Genomic DNA, 16,119 nt, shown 5'->3' on the forward strand with positions numbered 1-16,119 from the left:
CAAGTCGCCGGGCTTCGCCCGTTCATGCCTCTAACCGTCTCATGGACGGATTGACGCCGATGGCGGCCCGGAGCGCCCCCCGCCAGCCCGCAGGGCCTCGTTCCGGAATTGGGAGCATCTGATGGACGGTTCGGACTATCGCAAGGACGAAAGGGAGGTGCCCGTGATGGACGCCGGGTATGTGACTGCGGACGGTCGGCAGATCGGCGGCACCCTGATGGAGCTGAAGAACATCACGCTGCGCTTTGGCGGGGTGGTGGCGATCAAGGACATTTCGTTCGACATTCATGAGGGCGAGATCCGCGCCATCATCGGACCGAACGGGGCGGGCAAGTCCTCGATGCTCAATATCATCAGCGGTTTCTACACCCCATCCGAGGGCGAGCTCTGGTATCGCGGCGCGAAGCGGCGGCCCATGAAGCCCTACGAGGTGGCCCGTGACGGGGTGGCACGGACGTTCCAGAACATAGCGCTCTTCGAGGGGATGTCGGTGCTCGACAACGTCATGACCGGACGGCTCACACAGATGAAGGCGGGGATTGCCAGCCAGGCTTTGTGGTGGGGCAAGGCTCGGGACGAGGAGATCGCCAACCGCGAGGTGGTCGAGAAAGTCATCGACTTCCTCGAGATTCAGGCCATCCGCAAGACGCCGGTAGGCCGGCTGCCCTACGGGCTCAAGAAGCGGGTTGAGCTGGCCCGCGCGCTTGCCGCCGAGCCCAAGGTGCTGCTGCTCGACGAGCCGATGGCAGGCATGAACGTCGAGGAAAAAGAGGACATGAGCCGCTTCATCCTTGATGTGAATGACGAGTTCGGGACGACCATCGTGCTCATCGAGCATGACATGGGCGTGGTCATGGATCTCTCGGATCGCGTGGTGGTCATGGATTACGGCAAGAAGATCGGGGATGGCCCGCCGGACGAGGTGCGCCAGAACCAGGACGTGATCGACGCCTATCTCGGGGTGGCACATTGAGGGGCGCGGGGATGGACCGGATCGGAACATTCCGGGCCTGTGCCGCGGCCTCGGAGTGGTCACAGGCAGGGTCTTTACGGGTTGGCAGCGCCGCCGGGGAACGCGGTAGGGCCATGGGCTTTAACGGGGTTGAGGGAGCAAGAGCATGCTGAAGGACATTTTCGTCACGCCGTTCGTGGACATGGCCACCGCGCCCGACTTCCTGATGCAGGTGCTGTGGGAGGGGCTCGTGTCGGGCATCCTCTACGCGCTGATCGCGCTGGGCTTCGTGCTGATCTTCCGGTCCTCCCGGATCTTCAACTTCGCGCAAGGGATCATGGTGGTGTTCGCCGCGCTGACGCTGGTGGGGCTGCATGCCATGGGCGTGCCGGCTTGGATCTGCGTGATCCTGACACTGGGTGTCATGTTCGTGCTTGCGGTCACTGTCGAACGGGTGGTGCTGCGCCCGCTGGTGGGCCAGCCTGACATCATTCTCTTCATGGCGACCATCGGCATCACGCTGTTCCTGATCGGCTTCGGCGAGATCATCTTTGGCGGGGAGAACAAGGTGATGATCACCGAAGAGCTGGGCATCCCCACGGACAGCGTGGTGTTCGAGCCCTTCGGCGGCCTGCTGATCCTTGAACAAAAGGACATCACGGCGGTGGTCGTGGCGGCGCTTCTGGTGGTGGCGCTGCTGGCGTTCCTCAACAAGACGCGCATGGGACGGGCAATCCGGGCTCTGGGCGACGATCACCAGGCGGCGCTGTCGGTGGGCATCTCGCTTCAGCAGATCTGGGTGCTGGTGTGGTTCATCGCCGGGATCATCGCGCTGGTGACCGGCATCGCCTGGGGCGCGCGCGCCGGGGTGTCGTTCGCTCTCGAGGTCATCGCCTACAAGGCGCTGCCGGTGCTGATGCTGGGCGGGCTGGAAAGCATCACCGGCGCGATCATCGGCGGGCTGCTCATCGGGATGCTTGAGAAGCTGTTTGAGATCTACTGGGGGCAGCCGCTTCTGGGCGGCAACACCGAGACATGGTTCGCCTTCGTCCTGGCGCTGATCGTGCTGCTGTTCCGCCCGCAGGGCCTGTTTGGAGAACGCATCATCGAAAGGGTTTAGCGCCTGTCCGGGCTAGGCCCGGCAAACCCTCCGGGGGAGGGTTTGAGGCGCTAAAGGGCGGAGCCCCGGAAAGTCGCCTGTCCGGGCTAGGCCCCGGGATGGCGCAAGGCCAGGCGGCGGGAGGAGACCAAAGGGGGCATGGCGTCGCGGCATCGAGGGAACAACGCTTGGAACACGTCTGACCCGCGACGCCCGCTCCAATGGAGAGGCAGGCTCCAAGGAGCGGCGATCGTGGTCGAGGCGGCTCTGCAGGACGGCACGGCAAGCACCGCCGGAAAGATCCGGTATCGCAACGGGAGGGACTGACATGGCGAAGAAGGCAGGCACGGCGACAATGGCCAAGCTGGTCGCGATCCTGAACGTGGTGGCCTGGGCCAGCTTCTGGGCCTTCGGCTACGTCGCGCTGAGCGCGGGAACGGGGGGCGGCAGCACCGCGATGGCGGTTCTGCTGGCGGGGCTTGGCGGGGGCGCGGGCCTCTGGGCGTGGCTCTGGCTGGTGCGTCACACGGAGGCGACAGGATACGCCAAGGCGCCCAAACGCGCCTACCCGGACGAGGACATGCGGCTGCACGACGGCAGCATTTGAGGGAATACGGGCAGCGCATCAGCGCGCCGGAATGGGAGGACGACGGATGCTCTACCGCACCGCAGGACAGTTCAAGACAAGCTACAAGGCCGACCAGGCGCTGTTCCCGGTCCGGCAGGACGCGGTGCTGCTGGGGGTGATCCTCATTCTGGCGTGGGTGGTCTTTCCGCTCATGGCAAGCGAGTTCACCTTCCAGACGCTGCTGATCCCGATCCTGATCTATTCGCTGGCGGCACTGGGGCTCAATCTGCTGACTGGTTACGCGGGCCAGCTGTCGCTGGGGACGGCGGCGTTCATGGGGGTGGGAGCCTACGCCTGCTACAAGATGATCACCCTGATGCCGTGGATGAACCCGCTGGTCGCGATCCTGCTGTCGGGGGTGTTCAGCGCCGGGGTGGGCGTGGCCTTCGGCATCCCCTCCCTTCGGATCAAGGGGTTCTACCTCGCCATCGCAACATTGGCGGCGCAGTTCTTCTTGGTGTGGCTCTTCGAAAAATGGGGCTGGCTTTACAATTACAACGCGTCCGGCGCGATCCAGGTGCCGAACCTCGAGATGTTCGGGGTCTACGTCGCCGGGCCGCAGGCCAGCTCCACGGTGCAGTATTACGTCGTGCTGGGCATCGTGACGCTGCTGACCATCGTGTGCATCAACCTCACACGCGGCACGTTGGGGCGGACATGGAAGGCGACGCGGGACATGGACATCGCCGCCGAACTTATCGGCATCAACCTCATGCGCTCCAAGCTGACCGCCTTTGCCGTGTCGTCCTACATGGTGGGGGTCGCCGGGGCGCTGTTCGTCTTCATGTGGCGCGGCGCAGCCGAGCCGAACCTCTTCGACATCCCGCTCAGCTTCCGGATCCTGTTCATCGCCATCATCGGGGGGCTTGGGTCGATCATGGGCAACTACCTTGGTGCGATCCTGATCGTGGGTCTGCCAGTGGTGCTCAACACGCTACCCGCTGCGTTTGGGCTGCCGATCAGCCCGGCCACGGTCGAGCATCTCAATGTCATGATCGTCGGCGCGCTCATTCTGTTCTTCCTCATCATCGAACCGCACGGGCTGGCACGGCTCTGGGCGTTGATCCGGGAGAAGCTCATCATCTGGCCGTTCCCGCACTGAGGGCCGGCCAACACGCAACAGCATCTAGGGAGGAGACATGATGCGGAACTTCAGGAGGATCGCCACGGGCGTGGCGCTTGGTGCCCTGCTGGCCGGAGGAGCGGCTGCGCAGGAGATCTCGGCACCCAACCTCAGCTACCGGACCGGGCCGTTTGCGGCCACGGGCATTCCGGTGATGAATGGGCAGATCGACTATTTCACCATGCTCAACGAACGCGATGGCGGCATCGGCGGGGTGAAGATCAACTTCTATGAATGCGAAACCGGCTACAACACCGAGAAGGGTGTGGAATGCTACGAGAAGACCAAGGGCGACGCGGTTGTCACGCAGCCCTGGTCCACCGGCATCACGCTTCAGGTGCTGCCGAAATCCAACGTGGATGAGATCCCGATCCTTGCGCCCGGCTACGGCTTTTCGGCCATGGCGGACGGGTCGGTGTTCAAGTGGGCCTTCAACCTGCCGTCGTCCTACTGGGATGCGGCGTCGATGATCCTGAAGGGGATCGGCGGTGAGGACATGTCCGAGCTGTCGGGCAAGAAGATCGCCTTCCTTCACCTCGACCATCCGTTCGGCAAGGAGCCTCTGCCCTATCTCGAGAAAAAGGCCGAGGACATCGGCTTTGAACTGGTGCCGATCCCGGTCGGCCTCAAGGAGATGCAAAACCAGTCGGCGCAGTGGCTTCAGATCCGCCGTGAGCGTCCCGATTACGTCATCATGTGGGGCTGGGGCGCGATGAACATCGGCGCGCTCACCGAGGCGGTGAAGACCCGCTATCCCATGGACCAGTTCGTCGGCGTCTGGTGGTCCGGCCACAGCGACGATCTTCAGGTCGTGGGCGCGGACGGCGCCGGCTACCGGTCGATCAGCTTCAACGCACCGGTGAGTGACGCGCAGGTCATGGCCGATATCCAGACCCACGTGGCGGACAAGGGACTGACGGAATCGGATGAGGAGCAGCGGTCGGAGGTGTTCTACCAGCGCGGCCTCGTGATGTCGGCGGCGCTGGCCGAGGCGATCGCGGCGGCGCAGGAAGAGTTCGGCACCGGCGAGATAAACGCCGAGCAGCTGCGCTGGGGCCTCGAGAACATCGACCTCACCGAAGAGCGCATCGCCGAGCTGGGCATGACCGGCATGGTCGCGCCCTTCTCGACCTCGTGCAGCAACCACACCGGCCATTCGGGCGGCTGGCTGCTTGAATGGGACGGCGAGCAGTTCGTGAAGGCGAGCGATCACCTCATGGCCGACGCCGATGAGCTGGCCGAGATGGAGGTGGCCGCGGCGAAGGAATACGCCGACGCCAACGCGCCGTGGCCGACCCAGGAATGTGACGGCTGATCCATTCTCCCCGGCGGCGACGCGGGTGTCGCCGCCGGGATTTTGCGTATTTGGAAAGAGAAGAAGATGCTGGACGCGGGACGTACCGAGACCCTTCTCGAGGTCAACAATATCGAGGTGATCTACAACCACGTCATCCTCGTGCTGAAGGGGGTGTCGCTGTCGGTGCCGAAGGGTGGCATCACCGCCTTGCTAGGAGGCAACGGGGCAGGCAAGACCACCACTCTCAAGGCGATCTCGAACCTGCTGCATTCCGAGAGGGGCGAGGTCACCAAGGGCTCCATCGTCTACAAGGGCGAGCGGGTGCAGGATCTCGATCCGGCGGCGCTGGTGAAGAAGGGCGTCATCCAGGTGATGGAAGGGCGCCATTGCTTCGAGCACCTCACCGTCGAGGAGAACCTAATGACCGGCGCCTTCACGCGGCGCGACGGCAAGGCGGCGGTCGAGCGCGATCTGGAGATGGTCTACGAGTATTTCCCCCGGCTGCGGGAACGGCGGAAGTCCCAGGCGGGTTACACCTCGGGCGGCGAGCAGCAGATGTGCGCCATCGGGCGCGCGCTCATGTCCCGCCCGGAAATGATCCTGCTGGATGAGCCGAGCATGGGGCTCGCGCCGCAGCTGGTGGAGCAGATCTTTGAGATCGTGCGGGCGGTGAATGAAGGTGAGGGCGTATCTTTCCTACTGGCGGAACAGAACACCAACGTGGCGCTGCGCTATGCGCACCAGGGATACATTCTCGAAAATGGGCGGGTAGTGATGGACGGCCCGGCGGCCGACCTGCGCGAGAACCCGGACGTGAAGGAATTCTACCTCGGCATGTCGGACGAGGGGCGGCGCAGCTTCCGCGACGTGCGCTCGTACCGCCGCCGCAAGCGCTGGCTGGCCTGAAGGAGGGCTGAGGATGGCATTGCATGGATTGGCCCGACTGTTCGAGAGGGGCATCGAGAGGGTTTTGCGCCGGGATGGACCGCCGATCCTGCGCGCTTACCGGGGCTATGCCGAACCGGGCGCGCTGGTGCTTCAGGGCCGGGTGCTGAGCTCGGTCCGGCGCGGAGAGGCGCAGGCGGGGCAGTCGGCCTGGACCAACATCAAGCAGATGGTATCGCTCTTCGTGACCACCGAGGTGGACGGCGTGACCGTGCGTGCCTCGGGCGTGACGGTGCAATCGGATGCCGAGGGCTATGTCACCCTGCGGGTGCCCCGCCCCGAGGGGGTGCATGGCTGGATCGAGGTGCCCGCAGACCTGCCGTGGTCCGAGGATCCGCCGGTGTGCATGCCAGTGCTGGTGCCCGGCCCCGATGCGCGGTTCGGAGTGATTTCAGATATCGACGACACGGTGCTGCATACTGGCGCGCATATGCTGTGGCGCAATCTCTGGACCACGTTCAGTGGCAACGCCATGACCCGGCAGGTGTATGGCGATGCGGTGGCGCTGATGGCGCGGCTGTCCGAAGGCGGGCGTAATCCGGTGTTCTACGTCAGCTCGTCACCCTGGAACCTGTTTTCCTTCCTCGAGAGGGTGTTCGCCCGTGCCGGGCTGGTACCGGGGCCGATGTTCCTGCGCGATCTTGGGGTGAGCGAGCGCGGTTTGATCGGGGCAGGGCATCTTGATCACAAGGGCAGCAGCATCGACCGCATCCTCGCGGGCAACCCCTGCCTGCGGTTCTGGCTGGTGGGGGACACCGGGCAGAAGGACGCGCAGGTCTATGCCGGGGTGGTGAGCCGCCATCCGGGCCGCATCGGCGGGGTGATTTTGCGCGATGCGGCACCTGAGCTTGCGCCAGCCACGCAGGACGCCATTGACGCCATTGAGGTGTCGGGGGTGCCGGTGCAGGTGGTGCCGCAATTCGGCAAGCTATCGGCCCGGGTGCTGCCGGCGCCGGACGAGGGATCCTCGGAGGGGCCTGAGACTGGGTCTGAGACCGGGCCCGAAGAGCAGCCTGCAAAGCGGCTGGGGCAAGTGACAGGACAGGGCAGGGAGGCTTTGCAATGACCGAATATTACGACGCGCTCGAGACTCGCAGCATGGATGCGCGTGAGGCGGGGCAGCTGGAGCGACTGAACGCCCAGCTTGCGCTCTGGGGCAAGCCGGAGCTCGGCGCACTGTCCGAGCTGAAGGACTTGCCGGTGCTGCGCAAGGCGGACCTCGTGGCGCTGCAGGCCAAAAACCCGCCTTTCGGCGGCGTGCCGGTGGGGGACATCGCGCATGTGTTCCAGTCACCAGGGCCGATCTACGAGCCGGGCGGGACCTCTCACGATTGGTGGCGGCTGGGCCGCTTCCTGCAGGCCTGCGGCATCGGGGCGGGGGATCTCGTGCAGAATTGCTTCGGCTATCACCTGACACCCGCGGGCATGATTTTTGAGAATGGCGCGCGGGCGGTGGGCGCGCGGGTGCTGCCTGCGGGAACCGGTCAGACCGAACTGCAGGCGCGGGCGGCGCATGATGCGGGGGTGACGGCCTATGCGGGCACGCCTGATTACCTCAAGTTGATCATCGAGAAGGCGGACGAGCTTGGTCTGCCGCTGAAGATCACGAAGGCGGCGGTGTCGGGCGGGGCGCTGTTCCCCTCCCTGCGCGATTGGTACACAGGGCGCGGTATCGCCTGCCGCCAGTGCTATGCCACCGCCGATCTGGGCATGGTTGCCTACGAGAGCGAGGCGATGGACGGCATGATCGTTGACGAGCAGGTCATCGTCGAAATCGTCACCCCCGGCACCGGTGATCCTGTGGCCCCCGGCGAGGTGGGCGAGGTGGTGGTGACCACACTCAACCCCGATTACCCGCTGATCCGCTTCGGTACCGGCGATCTCAGCGCCATGATGGACGGGGTCAGCGCCTGCGGGCGGACCAATATGCGCATCAAGGGATGGATGGGCCGCGCAGACCAGACCACCAAGATCAAGGGCATGTTCGTGCGCCCCGAGCAGGTGGCGGCGCTGGTCGGCAAGCATCCCGAGATCGCTCGGGCGCGGGTCGTCGCCAGCCGCGAAGGTGAGCGCGACGTGATGACCGTGCGCATCGAGACCGAAGCGCAGGATCCCGGCGCTTATGCAGCGAGCATCGCGGATGTGCTGAAGCTGAAGGGCGAAGTGGAACTGGTCGCGCCCGGAGGGTTGCCGCGTGATGGCGTGGTGATCGAGGACGCGCGCAGCTACGACTGAGGGGCGCGCATCCTCGGGGCCGGGGCCAAATTTCCTGCGAGGAAATTTGCCACCCGTGGCTGGCGGCTCAGAGCAGCTCCAGCACCCGCTCCGGTGGGCGGCCGATCACCGCTCGGCCGCTTGCGATAAACACAGGACGTTCGATCAGCTTCGGCTCCTGCGCCATGGCGGCAAGCAGGGTCGCGTCATCATCGTGCTTTGACAGCGACATTTCGCGGAACACCGCCTCGCCCGTGCGCATCATCTCGATAGCGGGCAGGCCGAGCAGCTGCTGCAGGGCCGTCAGCTCGTCCAGCGTCGGCGCGTCCTCGAGATAGCGGCGGACCTTCACGGGTACGCCACGCTCTTCCAGAAGGGCCATCGCCGCGCGGGACTTGGAACAGCGAGGGTTGTGCCAAAGGATCAAAGCCAGTCCTCGCGCCCGGTGCCGACAGCTTCGGCGACGGTCGCGAACCCGTCGCGAGCCAGCAGCTCGTCAAGCCCCCGCACGATCTGCGGGACGAGACTCAGCCCGCCGTAGACCAGAGCGGAGTAAAGCTGCACCGCAGAGGCCCCGGCGCGGATCTTGGCATAGGCCTGCTCGGCCGAGCCGACACCGCCCACGCCCACCAGCGGCAGACGGCCTTCGGTCAGCTGCGACAGCCGCGCCAGCACCCGTGTCGAACGGTCGAACAGGGGAGCGCCCGATAGCCCGCCCGTCTCGCCCTTGTGGCCCGAGGCCAGTCCTTCGCGCGAGAGGGTGGTGTTGGTGGCGATCACGCCGTCGATGCCTGACGCCTGTGCCACCTCGGCCACGTCGCGCAGGCCGTCGTCGTCCAGATCCGGCGCGATCTTGAGAAACACCGGCAGATGCGTTTCCAAGCCCGCGCGGGCCTCCATCGCGCCCACCAGAAGCGCCGCCAGCGCGTCCTTGCCCTGAAGGTCGCGCAGCTTTTCGGTGTTGGGTGAGCTGACGTTGATGGTCGCGAAATCGAGCATTTCGCCGCAGCGGCGGATAATCCGCGCATAGTCGTCCGCGCGGTCGCTGCTGTCCTTGTTGGCGCCGATGTTGAGCCCCAGCACCATGGCCTTCGGCCGCCGCGCCAGCCGTCCGGCCAGCACCTCGACCCCGTCGTTGTTGAAGCCGAAGCGGTTGATGACGCCCTTGTCTTCGGTCAGCCGGAAAAGACGCGGCTTGGGGTTGCCGGGCTGCGGGCGCGGGGTCACCGCCCCGACCTCGACAAAGCCAAAGCCCGCCTTCGCGAGCCCGTCCAGCGCCTCGGCATTCTTGTCGAAGCCAGCAGCCAGCCCCAGCGGGTTGGGCAGTGCCAGCCCCGCAAGATCGCATGCCAGCCGGTCCGATGTCAGCGCTCCGGGGGCGGGGGCGAGGCCCATCTGCAGCGCCTTCAGGGCAAGGCCATGGGCGGCTTCGGGATCCATGCGGTGCAGGACCGCGAGGCCCGCGCGTTCGATCAGGGTCATGTCATGTCATCCGGAAACACATGGCCGCCAAGGCCCAGCGGAAGCGGGCGCGACCAGACAACATCCGCCAGCTTCAGCGGACCGTAGAGATGCGGGAAGAGCGCGCCGCCACGGGACGGCTCCCATTTCAAATCCTCCCCCAGCGCATCCGCGTCGAAGGCAAGGACATAAAGCCCGTCCTCATCGGCGAAATGCTTGGCCGCTGTCTCGCGCGCCTGTTCGGCGGTGGAGAAGTGGATATAGCCATCGGCCACGTCCACCGGCGCACCGGCGGTCTGCGAAGCCGCGTTCAGGGCGGCCCATTCGTCGGACCTCAGGATCTTGTAAATCAGCATGATCCTGCAATGCCGGGGAACGCCGTGCCGGTCAATCCCCGGCAGGGCGGGGTAGGCGCCATCATGGCCAGCGGCTTCGGAAGGCGGGGGCACCGGGACTGCGGCCCCGCAAGTCCAGGGCTCTGGGCGAGATCGCGGCAACATCGGGTCTGTGGCCACGGCGGCCCTTACGTCAGGTGATACCGCGCTTTGACAAGCTCTCGGAAGCGTTGCACGATTTGCCAAAGAACAACGTCCACAGAGAGGTCCCCATGTCCATTCGTCTCATGACAAGCGCCGCCGCGCTTGCGCTCAGCGCCGGTGCCGCCAGCGCCGATTACTCGCTGACCATTCTCTTCACCAACGACTTCCACGATCGTTTCGAGCCGATCAGCAAGTACAACTCAACCTGCTCGGCTGAGGACAACGACGCCGGCGAGTGCTTTGGCGGCATCGCCCGCCTCGTGACCGCCGTGGAAGGCCAGCGATCCGAGGCTGAGGGCGATCTGCTGCTGCTCGACGCGGGCGACCAGTTCCAGGGCTCGCTGTTCTTCACCCAGTACGGTGGTGATCTCGCGGCAGAGTTCATGACCGCGCTCGACTACGACGCCATGGCCGTGGGCAACCACGAGTTCGACAATGGCCCGGACGGGCTGGCCGATTTCCTCGACAAGGTGGAATTCCCGGTGCTGTCGGCCAACATCGACGTCAGCGGTGAAGAGCGCCTGTCGGGCCGCGTGCCCAAGGCCGTGGTGCTCGAACCCGGCTCCGAGAAGATCGGCATCGTGTCGGTGCTGGCCGAGGACACGCCCGAGACCTCTTCGCCCGGCAATGGCGTGATCTTTTCGCCCATCGTGGACGCCGCTCAGGCCGAGATCGACCGCCTGACCGAAGAGGGTGTCGACAAGATCGTGCTGCTGACCCACGTGGGCTACAAGGCTGACCTGCGGCTTGGCAGAGAGCTGACGGGCGTCGATCTCATCATCGGCGGTCACAGCCACACCCTTCTGGGCGAGATGGACGGTGCCGAAGGCCCCTATCCCAGCATGGCGAATGATGTGCCCGTGGTGACCGCCTATGCCTATGGCAAGTACCTCGGGCTGCTCGACCTGACCTTCGATGACGAGGGCACGCTGACCGAGGTGTCCGGCCAACCCATGTTGCTCGATGCCTCCGTGGCCGAGGACGAGGCGACCAAGGCCCGCGTGACCGAGCTTGCCGGCCCGCTCGAAGAAATGCGCCAGACCGTGGTGGCCGAGGCCGCCGCCCCCATCGATGGCTCGCGCGAGGTTTGCCGGGCGATGGAATGCTCCATGGGCAACCTCGTGGCCGATGCCATGCTCGACCGGGTGAAGGACCAGGGCATCGACGTCGCCATCACCAACGGCGGTGGCCTGCGCGCTTCCATCGATGAGGGCGAAGTGACCATGGGCGAGGTGCTGACCGTGCTTCCGTTCCAGAACACCCTCGCCACCTTCGAGGTCACGGGCGCCACGCTGGTCGAGGCGCTTGAGAACGGTGCCAGCCAGATGGATGAAGGCGCTGGCCGCTTCGCGCAGGTGTCGGGCATGAGCTATACGGTCACCCCCTCGGCGGAGCCGGGCAGCCGGATCTCCGATGTGATGGTGGGTGATACCCCGATCGAGCCGGAAAAGGTCTACGGCGTTGTCTCGCATGACTACATGCGCAACGGTGGCGATGGCTACGCCATGTTCGTGGACGCGCAAAACCCCTACGACTTTGGCCCGGACCTCGCGGACGTGACGGCGGAGTACATCGCCGCAAACGCGCCCTACCAGCCCTATACCGACGGCCGCATCACGGTTAAGGAATAACCGGACAGGGCGGCGCGGCCCCAATGGCCCGCGCCGCCTGCCATCATGCGGCGGCCTGCCCGGCCCGCCGCCCCGAGCCACACGCATGAGGGATGCTGCGCGACCCCGGCCTCCCTCACAAAGAACCCGATCACCCTGAAACCAGGGGGACACCCAGCTCGGGCACGCAGCCCGCTCCTTCTTCTCTTTCCAAATACGCCGGGGGGAGTCCCGCAGGGACGGGGGGCAGCGCCCCCTCCCTTCCGCCCCCGCCACCAGGTGCCCCGATGGATCATCCGCTCATCGACCTCATCAACGCCCGCATCGAAAAGGCCGAGGCGGATGGCGCCTTCGACAACCTGCCCGGCGCGGGCAAACCCCTGCCGCCCTGCGACGATCCCGAGAAGGCAGTGATGACACGGATCCTCAAGGACAACGGCGCGGTGCCCGAGTTCGTCTCGCTCTCGCGCGAACTTGCCCGCCTGCGCGAGGAGCTCTACGAGACCGCCGACCGCACCGAACGCCGCCGCATCATCAGGGACATGTCCCTCACTGAGGCCCGCATCGAGATCGCCCGCAAACGCGGCTAGGACCCGCCGGGCCTTCCCCTTCCCCGCCGTCCGGTGCAGATTGCCACAAGGCGCACAGAAGGCGGAATACGATGGTCACGGTCAAGCAGCAGTACGAAGCCTTCCCCTACCCGGAACGCGACCCCGAGGATGAACGCAGTCGCCTCATCGCGGGCTCGCCATCCCATCCGCTGGAGATGGACCACTTCCTGTGGAAGGGGCAACGCGACTGGACGCAGCCCCTGCGCGCGCTCGTGGCCGGGGGTGGCACCGGCGACGGGCTGATCCAGCTGGCCACGGTTTTGGACCAGCTCGGCCTGCCTGCCGAGATCACCTACGTTGACCTGTCGACCGCCTCCCGCGCCATCGCAGAAAAGCGGGCCGAGGTACGCGGGCTCACGAGCATCACCTTCCACACCGGCAGCCTCCTGGATGCGGCGCAATACGGCAGCTTCGACTACATCGACTGTTGCGGTGTGCTGCACCACCTGCCGGACCCGGGCGCTGGCTTCACCGCCCTGCGCGGCGCGCTCACCCCAGGTGGCGGCATGGGCTTCATGGTCTACGCCCCCTATGGCCGCTCCGGCGTCTACCAGCTGCAGGAGGCCTTTGCCGCGCTGTTCGAGGGCCTGCCGCCCGGAAAGCGCCTTGCGCAGGCGAAAACCATCGTCGAGGCCCTGCCGGCGGGTCATCCGTTCAGGGCCAACCTCAACCTCGGCGACCACCACGCCAGCGACGCAGGCTTTTATGATCTGCTGCTGCACGGGCAGGATCGGGCCTTTTCAGTGCCGGACCTGCTGGACACGCTCGATGCTACCGGCTGGCAGCTTGCCTCCTTCACCACGCCTGCGCTCTACGATCCCGGCCACATGGCACCGGTCCCCGATACCATGCCCCTGCCGCAACGCATGGCGGTGGCTGAAAAGCTGCGCGGCACTCTGCGTATGCACGTGGCCTATGCCAGCCCGGCAGGTGAAACGGTGCAGGGTGTGGCGCGCGCCTCGGACCGCTCCAACATTCCCCATCTGCGCGGCGTGCAGGCCCGCCCGCTGGCGCAGGCCGTGGCGCAGGGCAAAGCTCTGCCGCTGAAGCTTGGGCAGGTGTCGACCAGCATTTCCCTGCCGACAGAGGCCGCGCCGATCCTTGCCGCCATCGACGGACGGCGCAGCCTTTCGGACATCGCGGCAGCCACCCGGTTCGATCCCGTGCGCTTCGGTGCGCTCTGGGCCAAGGTGGATGCGGCGCTGGCGCCATGGGGTCTGCTGCTTTATTCGGGGCTGCTGAGGCAGGCGGCGCAGCTCAAGGCTGGCAAAGGAAGAACGGGCAAAGGAAGAACGGGCAAGGTCGCATCGTGACGGCGCGCTACGTTGCGTCGCAAGCCAGGTGCCGTCGCGTTGCCCGGGCTTGCGTGGCGGCGGCTTCCTTCCCAGACTACGGGGCGGGAGGACCGGCATCCGCCGGCACATGAGGAGGAGCACCGACCATGACCTTTGCGTCAGTGGCCGACAGGAACAATATCGAAGCGCAAATGCCCTGGGCCGACCAGGACATCGCGAAAACGCTGCTGGGCCAGCTTGGCCGCACCGCCGCGGCCTTTCCGGACCGTCCGGCGATCAGCTACCAGCTGCTCTCGGGGCCGAAAGACAAGGCCGAGACGGTCACATGGTCCCAGCTGAAAGACCGCACAGTGCAAGCCGCGAACCTCTTTCGCAACCTTGGGGTGGGGCCGACGGACACGGTGGCCTACATCCTGCCCAACTGCAACGAGACGGTCTATGCCCTGCTGGGCGGCATGGTCGCGGGCATCGTCAATCCGATCAATCCGCTGCTCGAGCCGGAACAGATCGCCGCCATCCTGCGCGAAACCGGGGCAAAGGTCGTTGTGACTCTCAAGCCCTTTCCCAAGACGGACGTGGCCCAGAAGGTGGCTGAGGCCTGCCGCCACGCACCGCAGGTCCAAACCGTCCTTGAGATCGACCTCAACCGCTATCTCACCCCGCCGAAATCTTGGCTGGTGCCCTTGCTGCGCCCGAAGATCGACGGCACGCGCCACGCAGATGTCATCTGCTTCAACAAGGCGCTTAAGGCACAGCCGACGCAGCTTGCCTTCGATGACCCGGACAAAGACCGCGTCGCCGCCTATTTCCACACCGGCGGCACCACCGGCATGCCCAAGGTGGCGCAGCATCTCTATTCGGGGATGCTCTACAACGGATGGCTCGGACACAAGCTGCTGTTCACCGAGGAAGACAACATCATCTGCCCACTGCCGCTGTTCCACGTCTTCGCGGTACACGTGATCTTGATGTCGGCGATCTGTTCCGGCGCACATGTGGTCTTCCCGACGCCTGCAGGCTACCGGGGCGAGGGGGTCTTCGACAACTTCTGGAAGCTGTGCGAGCGCTGGAAGATCAGCTTCGTCATTACCGTGCCCACTGCCGTCTCGGCACTGATGCAGCGCAAGGTCGACGCGGACATCTCAACTGTGAAAGTGGCGTTCTCCGGCTCCGCGCCCATGCCGCTCGAGCTCTTTAAGCGGTTCGAGCAGACCTGCGGCGTGACCATCTGTGAAGGCTACGGTCTGACCGAGGCGACCTGCCTTGTCTCCGTGAACCCGCCCGAGGGGGTCAAGAAGGTCGGCTCGATCGGCATTCCCTTCCCCTACACCCACGTGAAGATCGTGCAGCAGTCCCCGGACGGCCCCCGCGAATGCGCCCCCGACGAAGTGGGTGAAATCTGCGTGGCAAGTCCCGGCGTCTACGCGGGCTCGACCTACACCGAGGAAGACAAGAACCACGAGCTCTTCCACGAAGGTATCTACCTGCGCACGGGAGATCTCGGGCGCATCGACGAGGACGGATACCTGTGGATTACGGGCCGTGCCAAGGATCTCATCATCCGGGGCGGCCACAACATCGACCCTGCCGAGATCGAGGAGGCGCTGCTGGCCCACCCGGCGGTCTGCTTTGCCGGGGCCATCGGTCAGCCCGACGCCCACGCTGGGGAATTGCCCTGCGCCTTCGTCGAACTGGTGGACGGCGCGGAGGTCACCGAGGCCGAGCTGATGGATCATGCGCGCCGCCACATCCATGAACGTGCCGCCTGTCCCAAGCATCTGGCGATCCTGAGCGAATTGCCCAAGACCGCGGTTGGCAAGGTCTTCAAGCCGGAATTGCGCAAGCAGGCCATCACCCGCGTCTACAATGGCGCGCTCGAAGAGGCGGGGCTGGAGGCGCGGGTGACTGAGGTGATCGATGACCGCAAGCGCGGACTGGTGGCACAGGTCACGGCGAACGGCGCGGACAAAGCGCAGATCGCCGCCTGTCTCGGGGCCTTCACCCGGCCATGGGAGCCGGCCGGGACCTGATCAGTCCTCGGGCTTGTCGGCGCAGAACATGTCGTAGAGCAGGGCGATGACCCGCCCGGTATCCTCGCTGGCAAGGCTGTAGTAAATGGCCTTGCCTTCGCGCCGGGTGCTGACCAGATCTTCCTCGCGCAGCCGGGCGAGCATCTGGCTGACGGCGGCCTGCCGCATGCCCAGCAGGTGTTCCAGCTCACTCACGGATTTCTCGCCGGACCCAAGGTGGCACAGGATCAAAAGCCGTCCCTCGTGCGCAAGAGTCTTCAGGAACGCGGCGGCATTGCGCGCGTTCTGAGCCATCTCGTCGGGGAGCATGGACTT

At 65.6% G+C, this 16,119-nt stretch carries 16 protein-coding genes; 12 read left to right on the forward strand and 4 right to left on the reverse strand.

The window, feature by feature from the left end; translation table 11 throughout:
• Positions 1–121 precede the first annotated feature (121 nt).
• From IEX41_RS06375 to IEX41_RS06410, 8 genes are all read left to right on the forward strand, one after another.
• Positions 122–973, forward strand: a complete 852-nt coding sequence (locus IEX41_RS06375) for an ABC transporter ATP-binding protein (protein WP_373285615.1) — start codon at positions 122–124, stop codon at positions 971–973.
• 145 nt (positions 974–1,118) lie between these two features.
• Positions 1,119–2,072, forward strand: a complete 954-nt coding sequence (locus IEX41_RS06380) for a branched-chain amino acid ABC transporter permease (RefSeq protein ID WP_188789406.1) — start codon at positions 1,119–1,121, stop codon at positions 2,070–2,072.
• A 334-nt stretch (positions 2,073–2,406) separates the two neighbouring features.
• The gene (locus tag IEX41_RS06385) at positions 2,407–2,658 is read left to right on the forward strand and encodes a hypothetical protein (RefSeq protein WP_188789698.1); all 252 of its coding nucleotides are present in this window, start codon (positions 2,407–2,409) and stop codon (positions 2,656–2,658) included.
• A gap of 46 nt (positions 2,659–2,704) precedes the next feature.
• Entirely contained in the window at positions 2,705–3,781 is a 1,077-nt protein-coding gene (locus IEX41_RS06390; protein WP_188789407.1) for a branched-chain amino acid ABC transporter permease, read from the forward strand.
• A 37-nt stretch (positions 3,782–3,818) separates the two neighbouring features.
• Complete coding sequence (locus IEX41_RS06395) at positions 3,819–5,117, forward strand: ABC transporter substrate-binding protein (protein WP_308421496.1); 1,299 nt, start codon at positions 3,819–3,821, stop codon at positions 5,115–5,117.
• Positions 5,118–5,183: 66 nt separating this feature from the next.
• Entirely contained in the window at positions 5,184–6,005 is an 822-nt protein-coding gene (locus IEX41_RS06400; protein WP_188789408.1) for an ABC transporter ATP-binding protein, read from the forward strand.
• Positions 6,006–6,018: 13 nt separating this feature from the next.
• The gene (locus tag IEX41_RS06405) at positions 6,019–7,110 is read left to right on the forward strand and encodes a phosphatase domain-containing protein (protein WP_188789409.1); all 1,092 of its coding nucleotides are present in this window, start codon (positions 6,019–6,021) and stop codon (positions 7,108–7,110) included.
• Positions 7,107–8,279 carry a phenylacetate--CoA ligase family protein gene (locus IEX41_RS06410; protein ID WP_188789410.1) on the forward strand — a complete coding sequence of 391 codons (1,173 nt, stop codon included), beginning with the start codon at positions 7,107–7,109 and terminating at the stop codon, positions 8,277–8,279. Before IEX41_RS06405 ends, IEX41_RS06410 begins: the two co-directional genes overlap by 4 nt.
• Before the next feature lie 67 nt (positions 8,280–8,346).
• Here the strand turns inward: IEX41_RS06410 and arsC are convergent, their stop codons facing one another.
• Genes arsC through IEX41_RS06425 form a run of 3 tightly spaced genes read right to left on the reverse strand, consistent with a single transcriptional unit; the run spans position 8,347 to position 10,075 of the window.
• Positions 8,347–8,685: an arsenate reductase (glutaredoxin) gene (gene arsC / locus IEX41_RS06415; RefSeq protein ID WP_188789411.1), complete on the reverse strand. Its 339-nt coding sequence runs from the start codon at positions 8,683–8,685 to the stop codon at positions 8,347–8,349.
• Positions 8,682–9,740, reverse strand: a complete 1,059-nt coding sequence (locus IEX41_RS06420; RefSeq protein WP_188789412.1) for a quinone-dependent dihydroorotate dehydrogenase — start codon at positions 9,738–9,740, stop codon at positions 8,682–8,684. Before IEX41_RS06420 ends, arsC begins: the two co-directional genes overlap by 4 nt.
• Positions 9,737–10,075 carry a DUF952 domain-containing protein gene (locus IEX41_RS06425; protein ID WP_188789413.1) on the reverse strand — a complete coding sequence of 113 codons (339 nt, stop codon included), beginning with the start codon at positions 10,073–10,075 and terminating at the stop codon, positions 9,737–9,739. The genes IEX41_RS06420 and IEX41_RS06425 overlap by 4 nt, the downstream gene beginning before the upstream one ends.
• 251 nt (positions 10,076–10,326) lie before the next feature.
• Here IEX41_RS06425 and IEX41_RS06430 point away from each other — a divergent pair, with 251 nt between their 5' ends.
• The 4 genes from IEX41_RS06430 to IEX41_RS06445 all read left to right on the forward strand — a co-directional run bounded on the left by IEX41_RS06430 (position 10,327) and on the right by IEX41_RS06445 (position 15,804).
• Complete coding sequence (locus tag IEX41_RS06430) at positions 10,327–11,889, forward strand: bifunctional metallophosphatase/5'-nucleotidase (protein WP_188789414.1); 1,563 nt, start codon at positions 10,327–10,329, stop codon at positions 11,887–11,889.
• Positions 11,890–12,155: 266 nt separating this feature from the next.
• Positions 12,156–12,458, forward strand: coding sequence for a DnaJ family domain-containing protein (locus tag IEX41_RS06435; protein WP_188789415.1), 303 nt, complete (start codon positions 12,156–12,158; stop codon positions 12,456–12,458).
• A 71-nt stretch (positions 12,459–12,529) separates the two neighbouring features.
• Positions 12,530–13,792 carry a class I SAM-dependent methyltransferase gene (locus tag IEX41_RS06440; RefSeq protein WP_188789416.1) on the forward strand — a complete coding sequence of 421 codons (1,263 nt, stop codon included), beginning with the start codon at positions 12,530–12,532 and terminating at the stop codon, positions 13,790–13,792.
• Positions 13,793–13,920: 128 nt separating this feature from the next.
• A complete protein-coding gene (locus IEX41_RS06445) occupies positions 13,921–15,804 on the forward strand; it encodes an acyl-CoA synthetase (RefSeq protein ID WP_188789417.1) in 1,884 nt (627 codons plus the stop codon).
• Here the strand turns inward: IEX41_RS06445 and IEX41_RS06450 are convergent, their stop codons facing one another.
• Entirely contained in the window at positions 15,805–16,098 is a 294-nt protein-coding gene (locus IEX41_RS06450; RefSeq protein WP_188789700.1) for an ArsR/SmtB family transcription factor, read from the reverse strand. It abuts the gene before it with no gap.
• Positions 16,099–16,119: the final 21 nt, after the last annotated feature.

Source organism: Salipiger pallidus (assembly GCF_014643635.1).
In the GTDB taxonomy this organism is placed as follows: domain Bacteria; phylum Pseudomonadota; class Alphaproteobacteria; order Rhodobacterales; family Rhodobacteraceae; genus Salipiger; species Salipiger pallidus.

Coding starts and splice junctions, on each gene's coding strand:
- IEX41_RS06380 (WP_188789406.1), top strand. CDS start 1,119: ATGCTGAAGGACATTTTCGTCACGCCGTTCGTGGACATGGCCACCGCG.
- IEX41_RS06450 (WP_188789700.1), bottom strand. CDS start 16,098: ATGGCTCAGAACGCGCGCAATGCCGCCGCGTTCCTGAAGACTCTTGCG.
- IEX41_RS06435 (WP_188789415.1), top strand. CDS start 12,156: ATGGATCATCCGCTCATCGACCTCATCAACGCCCGCATCGAAAAGGCC.
- IEX41_RS06430 (WP_188789414.1), top strand. CDS start 10,327: ATGTCCATTCGTCTCATGACAAGCGCCGCCGCGCTTGCGCTCAGCGCC.
- IEX41_RS06420 (WP_188789412.1), bottom strand. CDS start 9,740: ATGACCCTGATCGAACGCGCGGGCCTCGCGGTCCTGCACCGCATGGAT.
- IEX41_RS06445 (WP_188789417.1), top strand. CDS start 13,921: ATGACCTTTGCGTCAGTGGCCGACAGGAACAATATCGAAGCGCAAATG.
- IEX41_RS06425 (WP_188789413.1), bottom strand. CDS start 10,075: ATGCTGATTTACAAGATCCTGAGGTCCGACGAATGGGCCGCCCTGAAC.
- IEX41_RS06440 (WP_188789416.1), top strand. CDS start 12,530: ATGGTCACGGTCAAGCAGCAGTACGAAGCCTTCCCCTACCCGGAACGC.
- IEX41_RS06405 (WP_188789409.1), top strand. CDS start 6,019: ATGGCATTGCATGGATTGGCCCGACTGTTCGAGAGGGGCATCGAGAGG.
- IEX41_RS06385 (WP_188789698.1), top strand. CDS start 2,407: ATGGCCAAGCTGGTCGCGATCCTGAACGTGGTGGCCTGGGCCAGCTTC.
- IEX41_RS06400 (WP_188789408.1), top strand. CDS start 5,184: ATGCTGGACGCGGGACGTACCGAGACCCTTCTCGAGGTCAACAATATC.
- IEX41_RS06395 (WP_308421496.1), top strand. CDS start 3,819: ATGATGCGGAACTTCAGGAGGATCGCCACGGGCGTGGCGCTTGGTGCC.
- IEX41_RS06390 (WP_188789407.1), top strand. CDS start 2,705: ATGCTCTACCGCACCGCAGGACAGTTCAAGACAAGCTACAAGGCCGAC.
- IEX41_RS06375 (WP_373285615.1), top strand. CDS start 122: ATGGACGGTTCGGACTATCGCAAGGACGAAAGGGAGGTGCCCGTGATG.
- IEX41_RS06410 (WP_188789410.1), top strand. CDS start 7,107: ATGACCGAATATTACGACGCGCTCGAGACTCGCAGCATGGATGCGCGT.